At 66.4% G+C, this 17,352-nt stretch carries 17 protein-coding genes; 12 read left to right on the forward strand and 5 right to left on the reverse strand.

What is annotated here, in order from left to right; all coding sequences use genetic code 11:
- Complete coding sequence (locus tag WAZ62_RS09555) at positions 1–543, reverse strand: 4'-phosphopantetheinyl transferase family protein (protein WP_422643291.1); 543 nt, start codon at positions 541–543, stop codon at positions 1–3.
- A 473-nt stretch (positions 544–1,016) separates the two neighbouring features.
- Positions 1,017–1,922, reverse strand: coding sequence for a LysR family transcriptional regulator (locus WAZ62_RS09560; protein WP_422643292.1), 906 nt, complete (start codon positions 1,920–1,922; stop codon positions 1,017–1,019).
- A gap of 136 nt (positions 1,923–2,058) precedes the next feature.
- Here WAZ62_RS09560 and WAZ62_RS09565 point away from each other — a divergent pair, with 136 nt between their 5' ends.
- The 9 genes from WAZ62_RS09565 (at position 2,059) to WAZ62_RS09605 (ending at position 10,836) form a co-directional block, all read left to right on the forward strand.
- Entirely contained in the window at positions 2,059–2,901 is an 843-nt protein-coding gene (locus tag WAZ62_RS09565; protein WP_422643293.1) for an SDR family NAD(P)-dependent oxidoreductase, read from the forward strand.
- Positions 2,902–2,919: 18 nt separating this feature from the next.
- Complete coding sequence (locus WAZ62_RS09570) at positions 2,920–4,125, forward strand: acyl-CoA dehydrogenase (RefSeq protein ID WP_422643294.1); 1,206 nt, start codon at positions 2,920–2,922, stop codon at positions 4,123–4,125.
- A gap of 1 nt (position 4,126) precedes the next feature.
- On the forward strand, positions 4,127–4,912 hold the full coding sequence (locus WAZ62_RS09575; protein ID WP_422643295.1) for an SDR family oxidoreductase: 786 nt from the start codon (positions 4,127–4,129) through the stop codon (positions 4,910–4,912).
- Between the two features lie 22 nt (positions 4,913–4,934).
- Positions 4,935–5,234, forward strand: a complete 300-nt coding sequence (locus tag WAZ62_RS09580) for a transposase (RefSeq protein ID WP_422643296.1) — start codon at positions 4,935–4,937, stop codon at positions 5,232–5,234.
- 147 nt (positions 5,235–5,381) lie between these two features.
- Entirely contained in the window at positions 5,382–6,149 is a 768-nt protein-coding gene (locus WAZ62_RS09585; protein WP_422643297.1) for a hypothetical protein, read from the forward strand.
- 3 nt (positions 6,150–6,152) lie between these two features.
- Positions 6,153–7,577: a WS/DGAT/MGAT family O-acyltransferase gene (locus tag WAZ62_RS09590; protein ID WP_422643298.1), complete on the forward strand. Its 1,425-nt coding sequence runs from the start codon at positions 6,153–6,155 to the stop codon at positions 7,575–7,577.
- A gap of 27 nt (positions 7,578–7,604) precedes the next feature.
- Positions 7,605–9,323: an AMP-binding protein gene (locus WAZ62_RS09595; RefSeq protein ID WP_422643299.1), complete on the forward strand. Its 1,719-nt coding sequence runs from the start codon at positions 7,605–7,607 to the stop codon at positions 9,321–9,323.
- Positions 9,320–10,330 (forward strand): NADP-dependent oxidoreductase, encoded by a 1,011-nt coding sequence (locus WAZ62_RS09600; protein WP_422643300.1) that lies wholly within the window; start codon positions 9,320–9,322, stop codon positions 10,328–10,330. Before WAZ62_RS09595 ends, WAZ62_RS09600 begins: the two co-directional genes overlap by 4 nt.
- A 65-nt stretch (positions 10,331–10,395) precedes the next feature.
- The gene (locus WAZ62_RS09605) at positions 10,396–10,836 is read left to right on the forward strand and encodes a carboxymuconolactone decarboxylase family protein (RefSeq protein WP_422643301.1); all 441 of its coding nucleotides are present in this window, start codon (positions 10,396–10,398) and stop codon (positions 10,834–10,836) included.
- Positions 10,837–10,843: 7 nt separating this feature from the next.
- On the opposite strand, the gene WAZ62_RS09610 is transcribed toward WAZ62_RS09605, so the two are convergent.
- Entirely contained in the window at positions 10,844–11,761 is a 918-nt protein-coding gene (locus WAZ62_RS09610) for a LysR family transcriptional regulator (protein WP_422643302.1), read from the reverse strand.
- Between the two features lie 117 nt (positions 11,762–11,878).
- Between WAZ62_RS09610 and wrbA the strand changes: the two genes are divergently transcribed.
- Positions 11,879–12,481 (forward strand): NAD(P)H:quinone oxidoreductase, encoded by a 603-nt coding sequence (gene wrbA, locus WAZ62_RS09615; protein WP_422643303.1) that lies wholly within the window; start codon positions 11,879–11,881, stop codon positions 12,479–12,481.
- Positions 12,482–12,626: 145 nt separating this feature from the next.
- The gene (locus WAZ62_RS09620) at positions 12,627–12,959 is read left to right on the forward strand and encodes a DUF1491 family protein (RefSeq protein WP_422643304.1); all 333 of its coding nucleotides are present in this window, start codon (positions 12,627–12,629) and stop codon (positions 12,957–12,959) included.
- On the opposite strand, the gene WAZ62_RS09625 is transcribed toward WAZ62_RS09620, so the two are convergent.
- A complete protein-coding gene (locus WAZ62_RS09625; RefSeq protein ID WP_422643305.1) occupies positions 12,939–14,651 on the reverse strand; it encodes an exo-beta-1,3-glucanase in 1,713 nt (570 codons plus the stop codon). The genes WAZ62_RS09620 and WAZ62_RS09625 overlap by 21 nt on opposite strands.
- A 165-nt stretch (positions 14,652–14,816) precedes the next feature.
- On the opposite strand from WAZ62_RS09625, the gene WAZ62_RS09630 reads away from it, so the two are divergent.
- A complete protein-coding gene (locus WAZ62_RS09630; protein WP_422643306.1) occupies positions 14,817–16,400 on the forward strand; it encodes a fatty acid--CoA ligase in 1,584 nt (527 codons plus the stop codon).
- Positions 16,401–16,445: 45 nt separating this feature from the next.
- Here WAZ62_RS09630 and WAZ62_RS09635 read toward each other — a convergent pair.
- On the reverse strand, positions 16,446–17,352 hold a 907-nt coding region (locus WAZ62_RS09635; RefSeq protein ID WP_422643307.1), incomplete at its 5' end, for a methyl-accepting chemotaxis protein.

The following is a 17,352-nucleotide window of genomic DNA, read 5'->3' on the forward strand; positions in this document are numbered from 1 at the left end:
TCAGATCTCCTGAACTGTCGGCCGGGCGACATCCGGCGCCGTCTGGTGCAGCCGGGAATGACGGGTGGTGTGGAGGCGAAGCGAGGCAAGCGGCCGGTCCGCGGCGAGCACGGCGACATAGCCGCCGGGCGCTTCCAGCCGGTAGAGCCAAAGCGGCGGCCCATCCGAGCGATCCGCCAGCAGGGCGGCGGGGGCGGCCGGATCGGCGCAGACGTCGAAACTGTCGAGCGGCAGGGACAGGCCCATGCCCCAGGCTTTCACGCAGGCTTCCTTGGAAACCCAGGCCTGGAAAAAACCATCGGCGCGACGCTGCGCCGGCAGGGCGTCGAGTGAGGTATTTTCATTTCGTGAGAAGAAAGATTTGGCCAGTTCCATGCACGGAAAATCGGGCTGGACCTGTTCGATATCGATGCCGATGCGGCAATTTCGGGCGGTGCCGATCAGGGCGAAATTGCCGGATCGGGACGAATTGAAATCCACCGTGTCAGGAGCGGCGAGACAGGGCCGGCCGCGCTCGTCCGTCCTGATGTCGAGGCTCGCCACGGGGCGCCCGGTGTAATCCGACAGAATACGGCACAGGGCACCGCGACTGCGCAGGAAGCGGCGGCGGTCGAGTGGCTTTCGGTATCCCGATGCGCGTCGCTGTTCGTCCAAACCTGGTTTCAGATCAATGGCTTGGCTTTCAGGCGCCGACAGTTCCAGGTCGACCAGCCATGCTTCCGCCCGGCAGGCCGTGGAGATCCGTGATGTCTGGTCGTACCTGGGCATGGTGCCGGTCCATGGCTGTTGTACGGTTGTGTAAAAGCGGAAGTCACACCGCTTTTGTGCAACGCGTCATGGACAAGAATAGAGATCAAGTGGGGGGATTTGGCAGCACAAGCGCCGTCAATTTGGGCGCAAGTGCTTCCATTATCGCCATATCTGGAGGAAGTGATGGAGCCGCCCTGGGATCGGGAACTTTTCCTCCCCGGAAACGGATGTCTTGCCGCCAAAAGCCGACTTGCTTACAGGCCTGTCTAGACGTCGCGCAGGGGCAGGGCGGCCATGGTTTCGGTGATCAGGCCGCGCAGCCAGCGATTGGCAGGATCATTCTCGACATTGGCGTGCCAGTAGAGAAAGGCATCGAGGCCGGGTCCTTCGATGGGAAAGGGCAGCATCTGGTTGGCGAAGGGCCGGTTGGTGATGCGGGCGTAATGCTCGGTCATGGTCAGGATCATGTCGGTCTGGCTGACCACCCGGCAGCCGGCGAAATAATGCTGGCAGCGCAGGCGCACATGGCGGCTGTGGCCGAGACGGGCCAGTTCGATATCCTCGAGACCGGGGCCGGCGGTGCGGGCGCTGACCAGGACATGCTGCTGCGCCAGATAGGTGTCGAGATCGATATGGCCGCGCACCCTGGGGTGGCCGCTGCGGGCGACGACGACGAAACGGTCCGCCATCAAGCGGCGCTGGCGGATGTGTTCGGGCAGCGACAGCCAGATATCGAGCGCGGCGTCGACCCGCCCGGCGGCCAGTTCGCCCTCGACCTCGCGGCGATCGACGTGAATGGCCGACAGGTCGACCAGCGGGGCGACCTCGCTGATCCGGTGCATCAGCGCGGGCAGGATGCGCGCCTCGAGCACATCGCGGATGCCGAGGGTGAAACGCCGCCGCGTGGTCGCCGGATCGAAACGCTCGGCCTCGGCGAGGGCGATCTCGATCCCGCGCAAGGATTGCCGCACCGGCTCGATCAGGCCGCGGGCGAAGGGCGTCGCCACCAGACGCCGGCCCTGACGCTCGAACAGCGGATCGCCCAGCACGTCGCGCAGCCGGCCGAGGGCATGGCTGACCGCGGGCTGGGTCAGGTTCAGCTTGGCCGCCGCCGCCGTGATGCCGCCTTCGGCGAAGATCGCGTCCAGCACGACGAGGAGATTGAGGTCCAATCGGCTTATATGCATGGAATTTATGGTATCCGCTTCCGAACATTCATTGGACGCAGGTTAGTTCATCGCTACTCTGGGGGCAATCCGACGGCGAAAACGTCGCGGCAGCAAAAAAAGCAAGCGGGGGAGAGTCGCGGTGCAGGATCTGGCGAACAAGGTTGCCGTCATCACGGGGGCAGCCAGCGGGTTCGGCCGCGAATTGGCGGTACAATGCGCCGGAGCGGGCATGAAGCTCGTTCTGGCCGACCGGGACCAGGAAGGGCTGGGGGCGACCCTGGCTCTTCTTCCCGGTGCCACCGACGTCATCACAGCCATCTGCGACGTCTCGAAACCATGCGACGTCGACAATCTCGCCGAAGCGACCTATGCCCGTTTCGGGGCGGCCCATCTTCTGTTCAACAACGCAGGCGTCGCCGTGTCCGGGCCGACCTGGACGACGACCCTCGACGAATGGAAATGGGTGCTCGACGTCAACCTGATGGGCGTCGTCCACGGCATCCGCAGCTTCGTGCCGCGCATGTTGGCGCAGGGCCAGCCCGCGCATATCGTCAATACCGCCTCGGCCGCCGGCCTCGTCTCGCCGCCGGGATCGAGCGTTTATTGCGTCTCGAAGCATGGCGTCGTCACCCTGTCCGAATGCCTGCATCACGAATTGCAGCTGGAGGGGGCGCCGATCGGCGTCTCGGTGCTGTGCCCGGCCTTCGTGCCCACCGGCATCGGCCATTCCGAGCGTAACCGCCCGGCCGAATTCGCCGACGCCAATCCCCTGGGCGAGGTCTATGCCGAAGCGATGCGCAAGGCGATCGCCGCCGGCAAGTTGACCGCCGCCGATGTCGCCCGCATCACCCTCGAAGGGGTTCAGGCGGGGCGCTTCTACATCATCACCCACCCGACCATCAAAAAGGCGATCGAGATCAGGATGCAGGACATCCTCGAAGAGCGCCTGCCGACCAACACGCTGCGCGTCAATCCGCGCTGAAACCCGAAGGATCGCATCATGGATTTCGAATATTCCCAGAAGACGAAAGACCTGATGGAGCGGGTGAGCGCCTTCATGGACGCCCATGTCTATCCGAACGAGCATGTCTTCGAGCAGCAGGTGGCCGAGGGCGACCGCTGGCAGCCGACCCGGATCGTCGAGGAAGTGAAGCAGAAGGCGAAGGACGCCGGCCTGTGGAACCTGTTCCTGCCGGAATCGGAGCTGGGCGCCGGCCTGACCAATCTCGAATACGCGCCCCTGTGCGAGATCATGGGCCGCGTCGCCTGGGCGCCCGAGGTGTTCAACTGTTCCGCGCCCGATACCGGCAACATGGAAGTCCTCGCCCGTTACGGCACCGAGGAACAGAAGAAACAGTGGCTGGTGCCCCTGCTCGCGGGCGAGATCCGCTCCTGCTTCGCCATGACCGAGCCCGAGGTCGCCTCCTCGGACGCGACCAATATCGCGAGCTCCATCCGGCGCGAGGGTGACGAATATGTCATCAACGGCCGCAAGTGGTGGTCGTCGGGCGCGAATGATCCGCGCTGCAAGGTCTTCATCTTCATGGGCAAGACCGACCCGAACAATCCGAACCGTCACGCCCAGCAGTCGATGATCATCGTGCCGCGCGATACCAAGGGTGTCACCATCCTGCGCGCCCTGCCGGTCTTCGGTTACGACGACGCGCCGCATGGCCACGGCGAGGTTCTGTTCGAGAATGTCCGCGTGCCGGTTTCCAACATGCTGCTCGGCGAAGGCCGCGGCTTCGAGATCGCGCAGGGGCGCCTTGGCCCGGGCCGCATCCATCACTGCATGCGCCTGATCGGCCTCGCCGAGCGTGCCTTCGAGAAGATGTGTCAGCGGGCCAAGGCGCGCACCGCCTTCGGCAAGCCGATCGCGCTGCATGGCGTCACGGCCGAGCGTATCGCCGAAGCCCGCATCATGATCGACCAGTGCCGTTTCCTCGTCCTCAACGCGGCCGACAAGATGGACCGCTACGGTAACAAGGTCGCGGCCAAGGAAATCGCCATGATCAAGGTGGCGGCGCCCAACATGGCCTGCAAGGTGATCGACTGGGCGATCCAGGTCCATGGCGGCGGCGGCGTCTCCAATGATTTCGGCCTCGCCTATGCCTATGCCGGGGCGCGCACCCTGCGTCTCGCCGACGGGCCGGACGAAGTGCATCGCAATTCGATCGCCAAGATGGAACTGAAGCGGATCCAGTAAGATGAGCGTGAAGCAGCTTTTCGACCTTTCGGGCAAGGTCGCCCTGATCACCGGCGGCTCGCGCGGGCTCGGCCTGCAGATGGCCGAGGCGCTGGGCGAAATGGGCGCGAAGGTCGCGATCGCGGCGCGGAAGCCCGGCGAACTGGCCGAGGCGGAGAAGCGCCTGAGCGCGGCCGGGATCGAGGCGATGTCCGTCGTCGCCGATCTCGGCGATATCGCGGGCGAGACCATCCCGCGTCTCGTCGGCGCGGTGATGGAGCGTTTCGGCCGGATCGACATCCTGATCAACAACGCGGGCGCGACCTGGGGCGCCGCGGCCGAGGATTATCCGAAGTCCGCCTGGGACAAGGTGATGACGCTGAACATCGACGCCCCCTTCCTGCTCGCGCAGGAAGTCGGTCGCCAGGCGATGATCCCGCAGGGCGGCGGCAAGATCATCAACATCGCCTCTGTCGCGGGGCTTGGCGGCAATCCGCCGAACCTGTCGATGAACACCATCGCCTATAATACCTCGAAGGGCGCGATGGTGAATTTCACCCGTGCGCTCGCCGCCGAATGGGGCCGTTACAACATCAATGTCAACGCCATCTGCCCCGGCTTCTTCCCCTCGAAAATGTCGCAAGGGCTGCTCGATCGTTTCAGCACCCAGGTGATCGAGGTGACGCCGCTCGGCCGGCTGGGCGGGGACGAGGACCTGATGGGCGCGGCGGTGTTTCTCGCCTCGGAAGCGTCGCGGCATGTCACGGGTCAGATGCTGGCGGTGGATGGCGGCGCCTCCGCCACCTGATTGTAAGGAAGGAGCGTAAGGCATGAAGCAATTGTTCTGGCTGAACGACGAAACCTGGGAAAAGGTGGAGCCCCTGCTGCCGTCCGGCGGCCGTGGCGCCCCCCGCGCCGACGATCGCCGCATCATCAGCGGCATCCTGCACATGCTTCACGCGGGCGGACGCTGGCGCGACTGGCCGGCCACCCAATACGGCCCCTATGCCACCGTCTGCAACCGCTATGCCCGCTGGCGCAAGCAGGGAATCTGGCCGAGAATTCACGATGCCGTGGCCCCGGCGATTCCCGCCCGGGGCGTGAAGGTCGCCGAAGCCGCGCGGCACTGAAGACGGGACCGGGGTGGGGGCGTCCTCCCTCACTCCATCCCTCTCTCCCAGAGGGGGGAGGGGAAAGCGCCGGATGTTCCGGGTTGCGTTGCGTGCTTCCGGCCCCGTCGCGGGCCGCCACCAGGCCAATGAAAGCAGGGCGACCCGATGACGACAGACACCATGATGCGGCCGCCTTCGCCGCTTCTGCTCGCGCTCGAATTCCGGGCCTTCGCCGAATTCGGTGGCTATCTCGCCGCCCGCCCCCTCCTCGATCTCGCGCCTTCGGGCGATGGTCATCCGGTGCTGGTGATGCCGGGCCTCGCGGGGGGTGACGGCTCGACCGCGCCGCTTCGCGCCTTCCTGCGGCGCCGGGGCTATCGCACCCACGGCTGGAAGGCCGGGCGGAACACCGGGCATCCCGACCTGCTGCCCCTGCTGCAAGACCGGCTGGACGAGATCAGCGCGCGCAGCGGCCGCAAGGTCAGCCTGATCGGCTGGAGCGCCGGCGGCCTCTACGCCCGGGAAATCGCCAAGCTGGCGCCGGAGAAGGTGCGCCAGGTGATCACCCTCGGCAGTCCCTTCGCCGGGACCTCGGACGTTTCCAACGTCAAACGCCTGCATCAATGGCTGAGCGGAAGGCGCGGCGACGATCCGGCCCTGCGCGAGCGGTTGCGGGCGACGCCGCCCCAGCCGGTGACCTGCATCTATACCCGCTCGGACGGCATCGTGCCCTGGCAGCGCTGTATCGAGACCCCGCGCGAACAGGTCGAGAATATCGAGGTGAAGGGCAGCCATTCCGGCCTTGGCCACAATCCGGCCGTCCTCTTCGCCATCGCCGACCGGCTGGCCCGGGCTGAAGGCGACTGGGTCCCCTTCGAGCGCGGTGGCTGGCGTCGCCTCGTCTATCCTTCCCCCACGCGGCAGGAGGCCTGAGCCATGCAGCAACTCTCGGGGATCGACACCACCTTCCTCAACATCGAAAGCAACACCTGCCCGATGCATGTCGGCGGGCTCGTGCTGCTGCAGCCGCCGCCGGGTCAGACGCCGGAACAGAGCTTCCGGGTGATCTTCGATCTCGTCGAAAGCCGGCTCGATCATATTCCGCCCATGCGCCGCCGGCTGTTGATGACGCCGCTCGACATCGATCATCCGTTCTGGATCGAGGACCCGGATTTCGATCTCGTCCATCACATCCGCCGCCGCGCCCTGCCGAGCCCGGGCGGCCGCGCCGAACTGGATGCCCTGGTGTGCGAGCTGGCGGCCACGCGGCTCGACCGCAATCTGCCGCTTTGGGAATTGCATGTGGTCGAGGGGCTGGAGGGCGGGCGTATCGCCGTCATCACCAAGATGCATCATGCCGCGATCGACGGTGTCTCCGGCGCGGAAATTCTGACGACCCTGCTCGATCTCACGCCCGAAACAGCGACCTTGCCGCCGCCGGACAAGCCCTGGCGGCCGGACGACATGCCCTCGCTCACCCGGCGCCTGTTCGCCACGGCGAAATCCCTGTCGCGCCGGCCGGGCGATTCCTTCCGCCTGATCAAGTCGACCATGCCGGTGCTCGCCAGCCTGGGACGCGAGGCGATCGAGCGCGGCAAGCTGATCCTGCAGGGCGAATCCACCCGCAGCGTCATCGGCCTTGCCCCGCGCACCCGTTTCAACCGCCAGATCACCGCTCGCCGGTCCTACGCCCACGGCGGCTTTCCGCTGGCGACCATCAAGACCATCCGCAAGGCGTTCGGTGTCACGCTGAACGATGTCGTGCTCGCGGTCTGCGCCGATGCCCTGCGCGGCTATCTCGACGAGCGGGGGGAGTTGCCGCGCCATTCGCTGATCGCGGGCGTGCCCATGTCGACGAGGCCGGAAGACCAGAAGGGCACGGGCGGCAATCACGTCACCTTCCTGCGCACGGCGCTCCATACCGACGAGCCCGACGCGGTGATCCGCCTTGGCAAGATCAGCGGCGACATGGCCGCCGCCAAGGAAAAGATGCGCGCCCTGCCGGCCAGCCTGATGGGCGACTGGGCCAAGGTGCCGTCGCCGGCCCTGATGGCGCGGGCGGCAAGGCTTTACGAGAATTTCGGCATCCAGAGCTTCCACGCCCCGGCCTTCAACGTGGTGATCTCCAACGTCCCCGGGCCGCCGGTGCCGCTCTATTTCGCCGGGCTGAAGGTGCTGGCCAATTACCCCGTCAGCATCCCCTTCCACGGTGTCGGCTTCAACATCACCCTGATGAGCTATTGCGACAGCATAGATTACGGCCTGACCGCCGATCACGACACAGTGCCCGACATCGGTCATTTCGCCGACCTGATGCGGGCCGCGATGGAGAGGTTGAGCCAGGCCGCCGCGGCGGCATGACAGGGCAACCGGCAAGGAGAGGACAGTATGAGTAACCCCAAGGCCAGCGGCGCCGTCGACTTCCAGAAATCCTATCCGCCGGGCGTGCGCTGGGATTCGCCGCTGCCGGGCGGCGCGGTGCAGGATATTCTCATTCGGACCGCCGCCGAATTCCCCGGCCATGTCGCCGTCGATTTCAACGGCGCCGAAATCACCTATGGCGCGCTGCAGGGCCTCGTCATGCGCGCGGCCAAGGGCTTTCGGGCGCTCGGCGTCGGGCCGGGGGTTCATGTCGGGCTCTATCTGCCGAACTGCCCGCATTACATCATCGCCTTTTTCGGCGTGCTGACGGCGGGCGGCACCGTGGTCAATTATTCGCCGCTCGATGCCGCGCGGGTGCTGGAACACAAGGTCGAGGACAGCGAGACCGATATTCTCGTCACCCTCGACCTCAAGGTGCTCTATCCCCAGATGGCGGCCTTGCTCGGCCATTCCCGGCTGAAGAAACTGATCGTCGGCAATATCGGCGATTTCTCGACCGAGCCCGAGACGGTGGCCTCCTTCCTCAAGGCGGCGGGCCAGACCGCCGACGTGCCGGCGGGCGATGCGTATCACCTGACGTTCCGCGACCTGATCGACAATGACGGCGCGGTGGCGCCCTTCCTGGTCGCCGATCCGGCGAAGTGCCTCGCCGTCCTGCAGTACACGGGCGGCACCACGGGCCTGCCCAAGGGCGCCATGCTGTCCCACGCCAATCTGACCGCGGCCCAGGCGCAACTGCTCGAACTCTGCTCGGGCGACGAGCCCCTTCTCGAGATCGGCAAGGAACGCATCCTCGCGGTCCTGCCGCTGTTTCACATCTATGCCCTGTCGGTCAACATGCTGCTGGGCATCACGATCGCGGCGCGTCTCGTGCTGCACGCCAAATTCGAGGCGGAGGCGGCGCTCCGCACCCTGACCGACCAGCGCATCACCTTCTTCCCGGGCGTTCCCACCATGTATGCCGGGCTGATCAACCATCCCGGCATGGCCAAGGCTGATCTGACCGCGCTGAAATTCTGCGGCTCCGGCGGCGCGCCCCTGCCGGTCGAGCTGGCGGAGCGTTTTCTCCGCCTGACCGGCTGTCACCTCACCGAAGGCTGGGGCATGACCGAGACCACGGCGACCGGCACCTTCACCCCGGCGCGCGGCCTGCACAAATCCGGCTCCTGCGGCGTGCCGGTGCCCCATGTCCGGCTGAAGTTCATCGATGTCGCGGACCACACGCGCGAGGTCGGCCCGGGCGAGCGGGGCGAGCTGTGCATCGCCGGCCCCAATGTCATGACGGGTTACTGGAAGAAGCCGTCGGCCAATGTCGAATCCTTCACGGCCGATGGCTATTTCCGCACCGGCGATGTCGCCTGGATGGACGATGATGGTTACGTCTTCATCGTCGACCGCACCAAGGACATGATCCTGTGCGGCGGCTTCAACGTCTATCCTCGGGTGATCGAGGAAGCGGTCTACGAGCATCCCTCGGTGTCGGAAGCGACGGCGATCGGCATTCACGATGCTTACCGCGGTCAGGCGCCCAAGGTGTTCATCACCCTGAAGGCCGGCGCCGCCCCCGTCACCCTCGAGGAGATGCAGGCCTTCCTGAAGTCCCGCCTTGGCAAGCACGAGATGATCGCCGCGCTGGAAATCCGCGACGAATTGCCGAAGACCCCGGTCGGCAAACTGTCGAAAAAAGAACTGGTCGAAGAAGAAGCAAGGAAACAGCAGCCATGACCCCGGCGATCAATCACCAGTGGCGCCTCGCGGCCCGGCCGAACGGCCTGCCCAAACCGTCCGACTGGCACTTCACCAGCGAGGCCCCGCCCGTGCCCGGCCCGGGCGCGGTTCTCGTCCAGGTGCTCTATCTCTCGCTCGATCCGGCCATGCGCGGCTGGATGAACGAGGGGAAGTCCTATGTTCCGCCGGTCGGCATCGGCGAGGTGATGCGGGCGCTCGGCCTTGGCCGGGTGGTCGCGTCCAATGATCCGTCGCTCGCCGTTGGCGATCATGTCGTCGGCATCACCGGCGTGCAGGACTATGCCGTGCTGCCGGCGAAGGAGGCGACAAGGATCGATCCGGCGCTGGCGCCGCTGCCGACCTGGCTCGGTGTTCTCGGGATGCCGGGGATGACGGCCTATTTCGGCCTGCTCGATGTCGGCCAGCCGAAGCCGGGCGAGACCGTGGTGGTTTCGGGCGCGGCGGGGGCGGTCGGGGGGCTGGTCGGCCAGATCGCCAAGCTGAAGGGTTGCCGCGTGATCGGCATCGCCGGCGGCGCCGACAAATGCCGCTATGTCGTCGATGAACTCGGCTTCGATGGCGTCATCGATTACAAGGCCGAGGATGTGCGGAAAGGCCTGCGCGCCCTCGCCCCCAAGGGCGTCGACGTCTATTTCGACAATGTCGGCGGCGATATCCTTGACACGGTCCTCGCCCAGCTGGCCCGGGGCGCTCGCATCGCCATCTGCGGCGCCATCTCGCAGTATAATTCGACCGAGGGTGTGAAGGGCCCGGCCAATTACATGTCGCTGCTCGTGAACCGGGCGCGGATGCAGGGCTTCGTCGTCTTCGACTATGCCGCCCGCTATGGGGAAGCCGCGCGCGACATCGCGGGCTGGATCGCCGAAGGCAAGGTGAAGGCCAGGGAAGACGTGGCCGTCGGGTTGGAAAACTTCCCGGCCACCCTGCTGAAACTCTTCAAGGGCGAGAATTTCGGCAAGCTGGTGCTGAAAGTCGCCGACTGAAGGTTTGCGATGTCACGGATCGGGGGGCCGGCCCGTCATCTCTTCATCCACCACGGAGAGATGACATGACCCCCCGATTGATCGCCCACGAAGTCCTGCCCGCCGCCATGAAACCCATGATGGCGCTCGAGGCCTATATCCGGGGCTGCGGCCTCGACCATGCGCTGGTCGAACTGGTGAAGACCCGGGCCTCGCAGATCAATGGCTGCGCCTTCTGCCTGCACATGCACACGCGCGATGCCCGCGCCGCCGGCGAGACCGAGGCCCGGCTCCATCTTCTCGGCGCCTGGCGGGAATCGCCGCTCTATACCCCTCGGGAGCGTGCCGCCCTCGCCTGGACCGAAGCCCTGACCCTGGTCGCGGAAAGCCACGCCCCCGACGCGGATTACGAGGCGGCGCGGGCGCTGTTCACGCCGGAGGAGATGGTGAATCTCACCCTGCTGATCGGCACGATCAACAGCTGGAACCGGATCGCCATCGGCTTTCGCTACGCCCATCCGGTCTGAGCTGTCCTCAGGGGGCGCCCCGCGAGCGACAACGGGCGCCCACCGTCTCGACCAGGAAATCGACGAAGGCCCGCACCTTGGGGCTGAGATGGCGGCCGGGCGGATAGATCACATAGATCGAATGGCTGGCGAGGCGAAAGCCGCCGAGGTCGATCGGCACCAGCCGTCCGCCCGCGACATCGAGTTCGGCCAGGAAATCCGGCGTCCGCCAGATGCCGAGGCCACCGACGGCGGAGGCCCGCAGAACGTCGCCATTATTGGCCGTCAGCCGGCCCTTGGGGCGGATCCGCCGTTCTTCGCCGGCCTCGTTGCGGAAGATCCATTCGTCGCCCGTCGCCGACAGCGAATATTGCAGGCAATCGTGGTCCATCAGGTCTTCCGGGACCTGGGGCGTGCCCCGCCGGGCGAGGTAATCGGGCGAGGCGCAGACGACGGGCAGCACGCCGCCGATGCGCCGGCCGATCATGCTGGTGTCGCCGAGTTCGCTGCGGATGCGGACGCCGACATCGAAACCTTCCTCGACCAGGTCGACCACCCGGTCGTTCATCACGAGATCGACGGTGATATCGGGATAGCGCTCAAGGAAGCGGGGCAGCAGCGGCCCGAGGTCCGACAGGCCGAAGGACATGGGGGCATTGATGCGCAGGCGCCCGCGCGGCTGCGCCTCCATCTGGCCGACCGCGGCCTCCAGATCCGTGACATCGTCGAGCACGCGGACGCAGCGCTCGTAAACCGCCTGGCCGGTTTCGGTCAGGGACAGGCGCCTTGTCGTCCGGTGCAGCAACTGGGCGCCGAGATGTGCTTCCAGCGCCGCGACATGCTTGCTGGTCGCGGCATTGGACAGGTTCAGATCACGCGCCGCCCCCGCGAAGGAGCCGAGTTCCACCACCCGGCGGAATACCGCCATCGCCGCCAGCCGATCCATGGGGCTCCCGCCACTGTTTCCAAATCGGAAACGATTATGTGCGAAGTCCCGCGATTATCAAAGGGTGCCCCGAGGCCTAACTTCCGGTCATCGAATTTGTTGGAAGGACGCAACATTATGACCAAGGTTCTCGTGCTCTATCATTCCTCCTACGGCCATATCGAGACGCTGGCCGGCGCGATCGCCGAAGGCGCGGCCTCGGTCGAGGGCGTCGAGGTCACCGTCAAGCGGGTGCCCGAGCTGATGGACGCCGAGATGATGAAGCAGTTCGGCATGAAGCCGGATCAGGTGGCGCCGATCGCGGCCCCGGCCGAGCTTGTCGATTACGACGCGATCATCTTCGGCACCCCGACCCGCTTCGGCATGATGACCGCGCAGATGCGCAACTTCCTCGATCAGACCGGCGGCCTCTGGGCCAAGGGCGCGCTGATCGGCAAGGTCGGCAGCGTCTTCACCTCGAGCGCGACCCAGCACGCGGGCCAGGAATCGACCATCCTGTCGTTCCACACCACGCTGCTGCACCATGGCTTCGTCATCGTCGGCGTGCCCTTCTCGGAGCCGGCGATGTTCCAGACCGCCGAGGTCAGCGGCGGCTCGCCTTACGGCGCCTCGACCATCGCGGGTGGCGACGGCAGCCGTCAGCCGAGCGAGAACGAGCTGAAGATCGCCCGTCACCAGGGCAAGCATGTCGCTGGCATCGCCGCCAAGCTGAAGGCGTAACCGGGCAGGGGTGCAAGCCCTCGCCCCCAGGTTCTCCCCCCGCGCCCCCCACGGGGTGAGAACGCCCGGCCGACGGCCCTCTTCCTCCCCCCGGGAAGAGGGCCGTCTCTTGTTTGGGGCCGGCATCCGGTGTTTCATCGGCGCCATGAGCATCGAACCCCGCCTGAAGTCCCGCCTCCTTGTTCAGGCCCTGATTCGTCAGGCCGAGACCACGGGTTTCGCCGCCGCCGTCCTTCACAAGGGGGACGACGACGCGGGCGGCATCATGCTGGTGATCGACCGCTACCCGCTGGGCAGCCGGCTGATGGACCGGGCGAGGGATGGAGAGGGGCATCTGGTCTGGACCGCGGCCGATGGCGGCGATCTGCTCGATCCGCCGTCGCTGGCCGACAGGATCGAGCGGGCGCGGCGACGCGACCCCGACCTCTGGGTGGTCGGGATCGACGATCCGAAGGGTCTATATCAGCCAGCGGCGTAGGGTGGCGGCGCCGAAGGGCAGGCTCATCAGGACAAGGCTGGCGGCCCAGATCCAGGCTTCGGTGTTCAGCGTCCCCTCGACCGCGATCAGGCCGCCGGCCAGCGCCAGGAAGCCGAGGCAAAGCAGGGCGGTGAACCAGCCCGTGCCCGGCTTCTCCGTCCGGCCGATCGAGCCGAAGACCCGGCCGAAGGCCAGCCGGTCGAGGAAACGGTCGCGCCCGGTGAGGGCGGCGATCAGGGCGACCAGCACGGGCACGAGCGCGGTGATGCCAAGATAAACGGTCGGGAAATCGCGATAGCGCCCGTCGACCGGCAGCAGCGGCCAGAGCTGGGTGATTGTCGCCGGTGGCAGGTTGGGGATCAGGAAATCATCGGTCACGCTGACTTCCAGCAGGAAGGACAGCAGGAAGGCGAGGCCAAGGGCAAGGCCGAGGATGATATCGCCCGCCGCCGCGGTCCAGCCGCCGACCGCGATCCGCGCGTCGCCCGACAACATGCGGAACGAGGCGCTGACAAGAGAGAAGGCGACGCCCGTGCCGATCAGCAGCTTGATGACGGCCCAGGCGCGTGGCCCGGGCATATAGGCGAAATACCAGGCCTCGATCGCGGCCCGGCTCACGGCATAGGTGGCAAGGCCGAGGATGGCGCCGGCCAGAAGCGCGCGGCCGAGGTTCATGTGGCTGGCGCGCGGGCGCTGCCGGGCCCAGGTCAGCAGGACGAGGGCGGCGGCGATGGCAAGGCCGATCGGCCATTGCGGCATCTCGACCACGGGTCCCTTCAGATCGAATTTTTGCCGCCAGTCGTCGCCGAACAGGCCCCAATTGGCGCCGACCGTGCCTTCCATCGCGCTTTTCCACGGCTGGTCGAAGGCTTCGATGATATTGTAGTGGATGCCCTCGGCGCCGGCCTTGTGCAGGAAGTTGGTGATGAAGCGCGCCAACTCCAGCCGGCCCGCCACCGCCGCCTCGCGGTCGCGGCCATAGGTCGGCCAGCCGATCTCGCCGATCACGACGGGCTTGTCCGGGAAAGTCGCCTTCACCTCGGACAGGATGTGATCGACATGGGCATTGCCGGCCTCGACCGGCAGGGGGTTGTCCTCCCAATAGGGCAGGATGTGGATGGTGATGAAATCGACCTCGGCCGCCAGCTGCGGGTTCTTCAGCCAGAATTCCCAGACATCGGCGTAAGTCACCGGCTGATTGATCGCGCCGCGCACGGTCCGGATATGCTCGATCAGGGTCTCGACCGGCAGATCCTTGCGCAGCAGCACCTCGTTGCCGACGATCACCCGGTCGATCGTGTCGGGGAAGCGGTTGGCGAGATCGATCAGGCTGGCGATTTCCGCCTTGTTGGTGCGCGGGACCATGCCCAGCCAGGCCCCGGCGAAGACCTTCAGGCCCCGCGCCCCGGCCAGTTCCGGCACCTCCTGCATACCTTCCTGCGCGGTATAGAGCCGGACCCCCTTGACCTTGCCGACAAGCGCATCCAGCGCCTGCGCGATTTCCGCGCTGCTCGGATAATTGCCGGTCAGCGGGCTCTGGTTGCCACGGAATGGGGCGAAGGACACGCTCTCGATCAGCCCGTCATAGGGATTGTCGAGCGCGACCGGCCGGTTGGGTAGCCACCAGCCGAGAAATGTGAGCACGAGGGCGGTGACAAGGACAACGAGAGGCGGAATTCGGGAAGAGCGCATCGGGATCTCGCACGCGGACGGCCGTCATGCTTACACCAAAGCCGGGCCGCGCGGAACGTGGCCAAACCGAGGATTTCGCGACTTGAGGCCGGAGAGACACGCCCCTAGACTGTCCCCCAACAAAAAAGTGACGCGGCGACAGCCGTGCGCGTTGGGGAGAGAAAGATGGCCTATTATCCCGAAGTGAAAACCTTCGCCGATGTCCCGCGCCACCACGCGAGGGAGCGCGGCGATTCGGTCGCTCTCATCGAAGGCGATCGTCAGATCACCTATGGCGAACTCGACCGGGCGAGCACCGCCTGCGCCGCCGCCCTGATCGCCGAAGGGGTGAAGCCGCAGGGCCGGGTCGCCGTCCTCGACAAGAATGCCGCCGATTATTTCGCCCTGCTGTTCGGCGCCGCCAAGGCGGGCGCCGTGCTCGTGCCGGTGAACTGGCGCCTGGCCGCGCCCGAAATCACCTTCATCCTCGATGACGCCGAGGCGGAAGTGCTCTTCGTCGGCCCGGATTTCGTGCCGGCCGTCCGCTATTTCGGGGCGGATTTCAAGACCGTGCGCAAGATCGTCGTCATGGGACCGGGCGATGGCGACTGGCCCGGTTTCGCCGACTGGATCGCGCCCTTCGCCGATGCCGCCGATCCGGCGCGGGAGGGGGGCGAGAATGATTGCGTCCTGCAGATGTACACGTCGGGCACCACGGGCCATCCCAAGGGCGTGATGCTCAGCCATTATAATTTCCTCGGCAATGTGCCCTTGCGCGACGCCAATGCCGAGGAATGGGCGACCTGGACGCCGGACGACGTGGCTCAGGTCGCCATGCCGCTGTTCCACATCGGCGGCACCGGTTCGGCCTTCCTCGGCATCTACGCGGGCTCCAAGCTGGTGATCACCCGCGATTTCGATCCCGGCGTCGTCCTGAAACAGATCGAGGAACACCGGATCGCCAAGGTCTTCTATGTGCCGGCGGTGCTTATGTTCCTGCTCCAGCATCCCTCGTGCCAGACCACCGATTTCTCGTCGCTGAAGTTCATCCTCTACGGCGCGTCGCCCATTCCGCTCGAACTTCTGCGCAAGTCGCTGGCGGTGTTCAAATGCGGCTTCGTCCAGCTCTACGGCATGACCGAGACGACGGGCCTCTGCACCTATCTGCCGGCGGAAGATCACGATCCCAATGGTAACGAGCGGATGCGCAGCGCCGGCAAGCCGCAGGTCGGGGTCGAGGTGAAGGTGATCGACGCGGAGGGCAGGAGCCTGCCGCCGCGCCAGGTGGGCGAGATCTGCACCCGCTCCCGCGCCGTCATGGCCGGTTACTGGAAGCGGGACGACGCGACGGCGAAGACGATCGATCCGGATGGCTGGCTGCGCACCGGCGACGCCGGCTATCTGGACGAGGATGGTTACGTCTATATCTACGACCGGGTGAAGGACATGATCGTCTCGGGCGGGGAGAACATCTACCCGGCCGAGATCGAAAGCGCCCTGTTCGGCCATCCCGACATCGCCGATGTCGCGGTGATCGGCGTGCCCGACGACAAATGGGGCGAGGCGGTGAAGGCGGTCATCGTGACGAAGCCCGATTCCCGCGCGACGGCGGAGGAGATCATCGCCTTCGCCCGCGGTCGCATCGCCGGCTACAAGGTGCCGCGCACGGTCGATTTCGTCGAGCACCTGCCGCGCAACGCTTCCGGCAAGCTCCTGAAGCGCGAACTGCGCGATCCCTATTGGGCAGGGCGCGAACGCCGGGTCAACTGACGGGGTTAGGGTATACGGGGCGGGGGGCGTCGCCGCCCCCCTTCCTCATGCCGCCCGGATCTGGGCGATGAAGCGCCGCACTTCGGCATCGAGCCGGTTCGCCTGACCCGACAGATCGGACGCCGCCGACAGGACGCCGCCCGCGCTGCGGCCGGTTTCCAGCGTCGCCGTTCGCACTTCGCCGATCGCGCCCGAGACCTGGCGGGTATCGTCGGCGGCATGGGCGACATTGCGGGCGATCTCGCTGGTCGCCGCGCCCTGCTGCTCGACGGCGCCCGCGATGTTCGAGGTGATGTCGTTGATCGAGGCGATGGTGCGGCCGATCGAGCTGATCGCCCCCACCGCCTGTTCGGTCTGGCTCTGGATGAGGCGGATCTTGGCGCCGATTTCTTCCGTCGCCTTGGCGGTCTGGGTGGCGAGGTTCTTCACTTCCGAGGCGACGACGGCGAAACCCTTGCCGGATTCGCCGGCCCGCGCCGCCTCGATCGTCGCATTGAGGGCGAGGAGATTGGTCTGGTTGGCGATGGCCGCGATCAGGTTCAACACATCGCCGATTTCCCCGGCCGAGGCGGACAGATCCCGCATGGTGCGGTTGGTGCCCTCGGCCTCGCGCACCGCGAGGGCGGCGGTCTGGGCCGACTGGGCGACACGGTCGGCGATCTCGCGCACCGAAACCGCCAGTTCTTCCGCCGCGCTGGCCACGGTCTGGACATTGCCGGTCGCCCGGTCCGCCGCGGTCGCGACCACCTCGGCCTGCTGATTGCTGCCGTCCGCGGTCGAGGTCATCACGCTGGCGCTGTGCTGCAGTTCCGTGGCGGCGGTGGCCAGGGCGGCGACGATGCCGCGCACGGTCGCTTCCAGACTGTCGGCGAGACTTTGCATCTGGTGCCGCTTCTCGGCCTCGGCGGCATGGGCGGCCTCGGCCTCGCGCTTGCGGCGCTCGGCCTCGGCC

The sequence above is a fragment of the Zavarzinia sp. genome (genome assembly GCF_049306435.1).
Taxonomy (GTDB): Bacteria; Pseudomonadota; Alphaproteobacteria; order Zavarziniales; family Zavarziniaceae; genus Zavarzinia.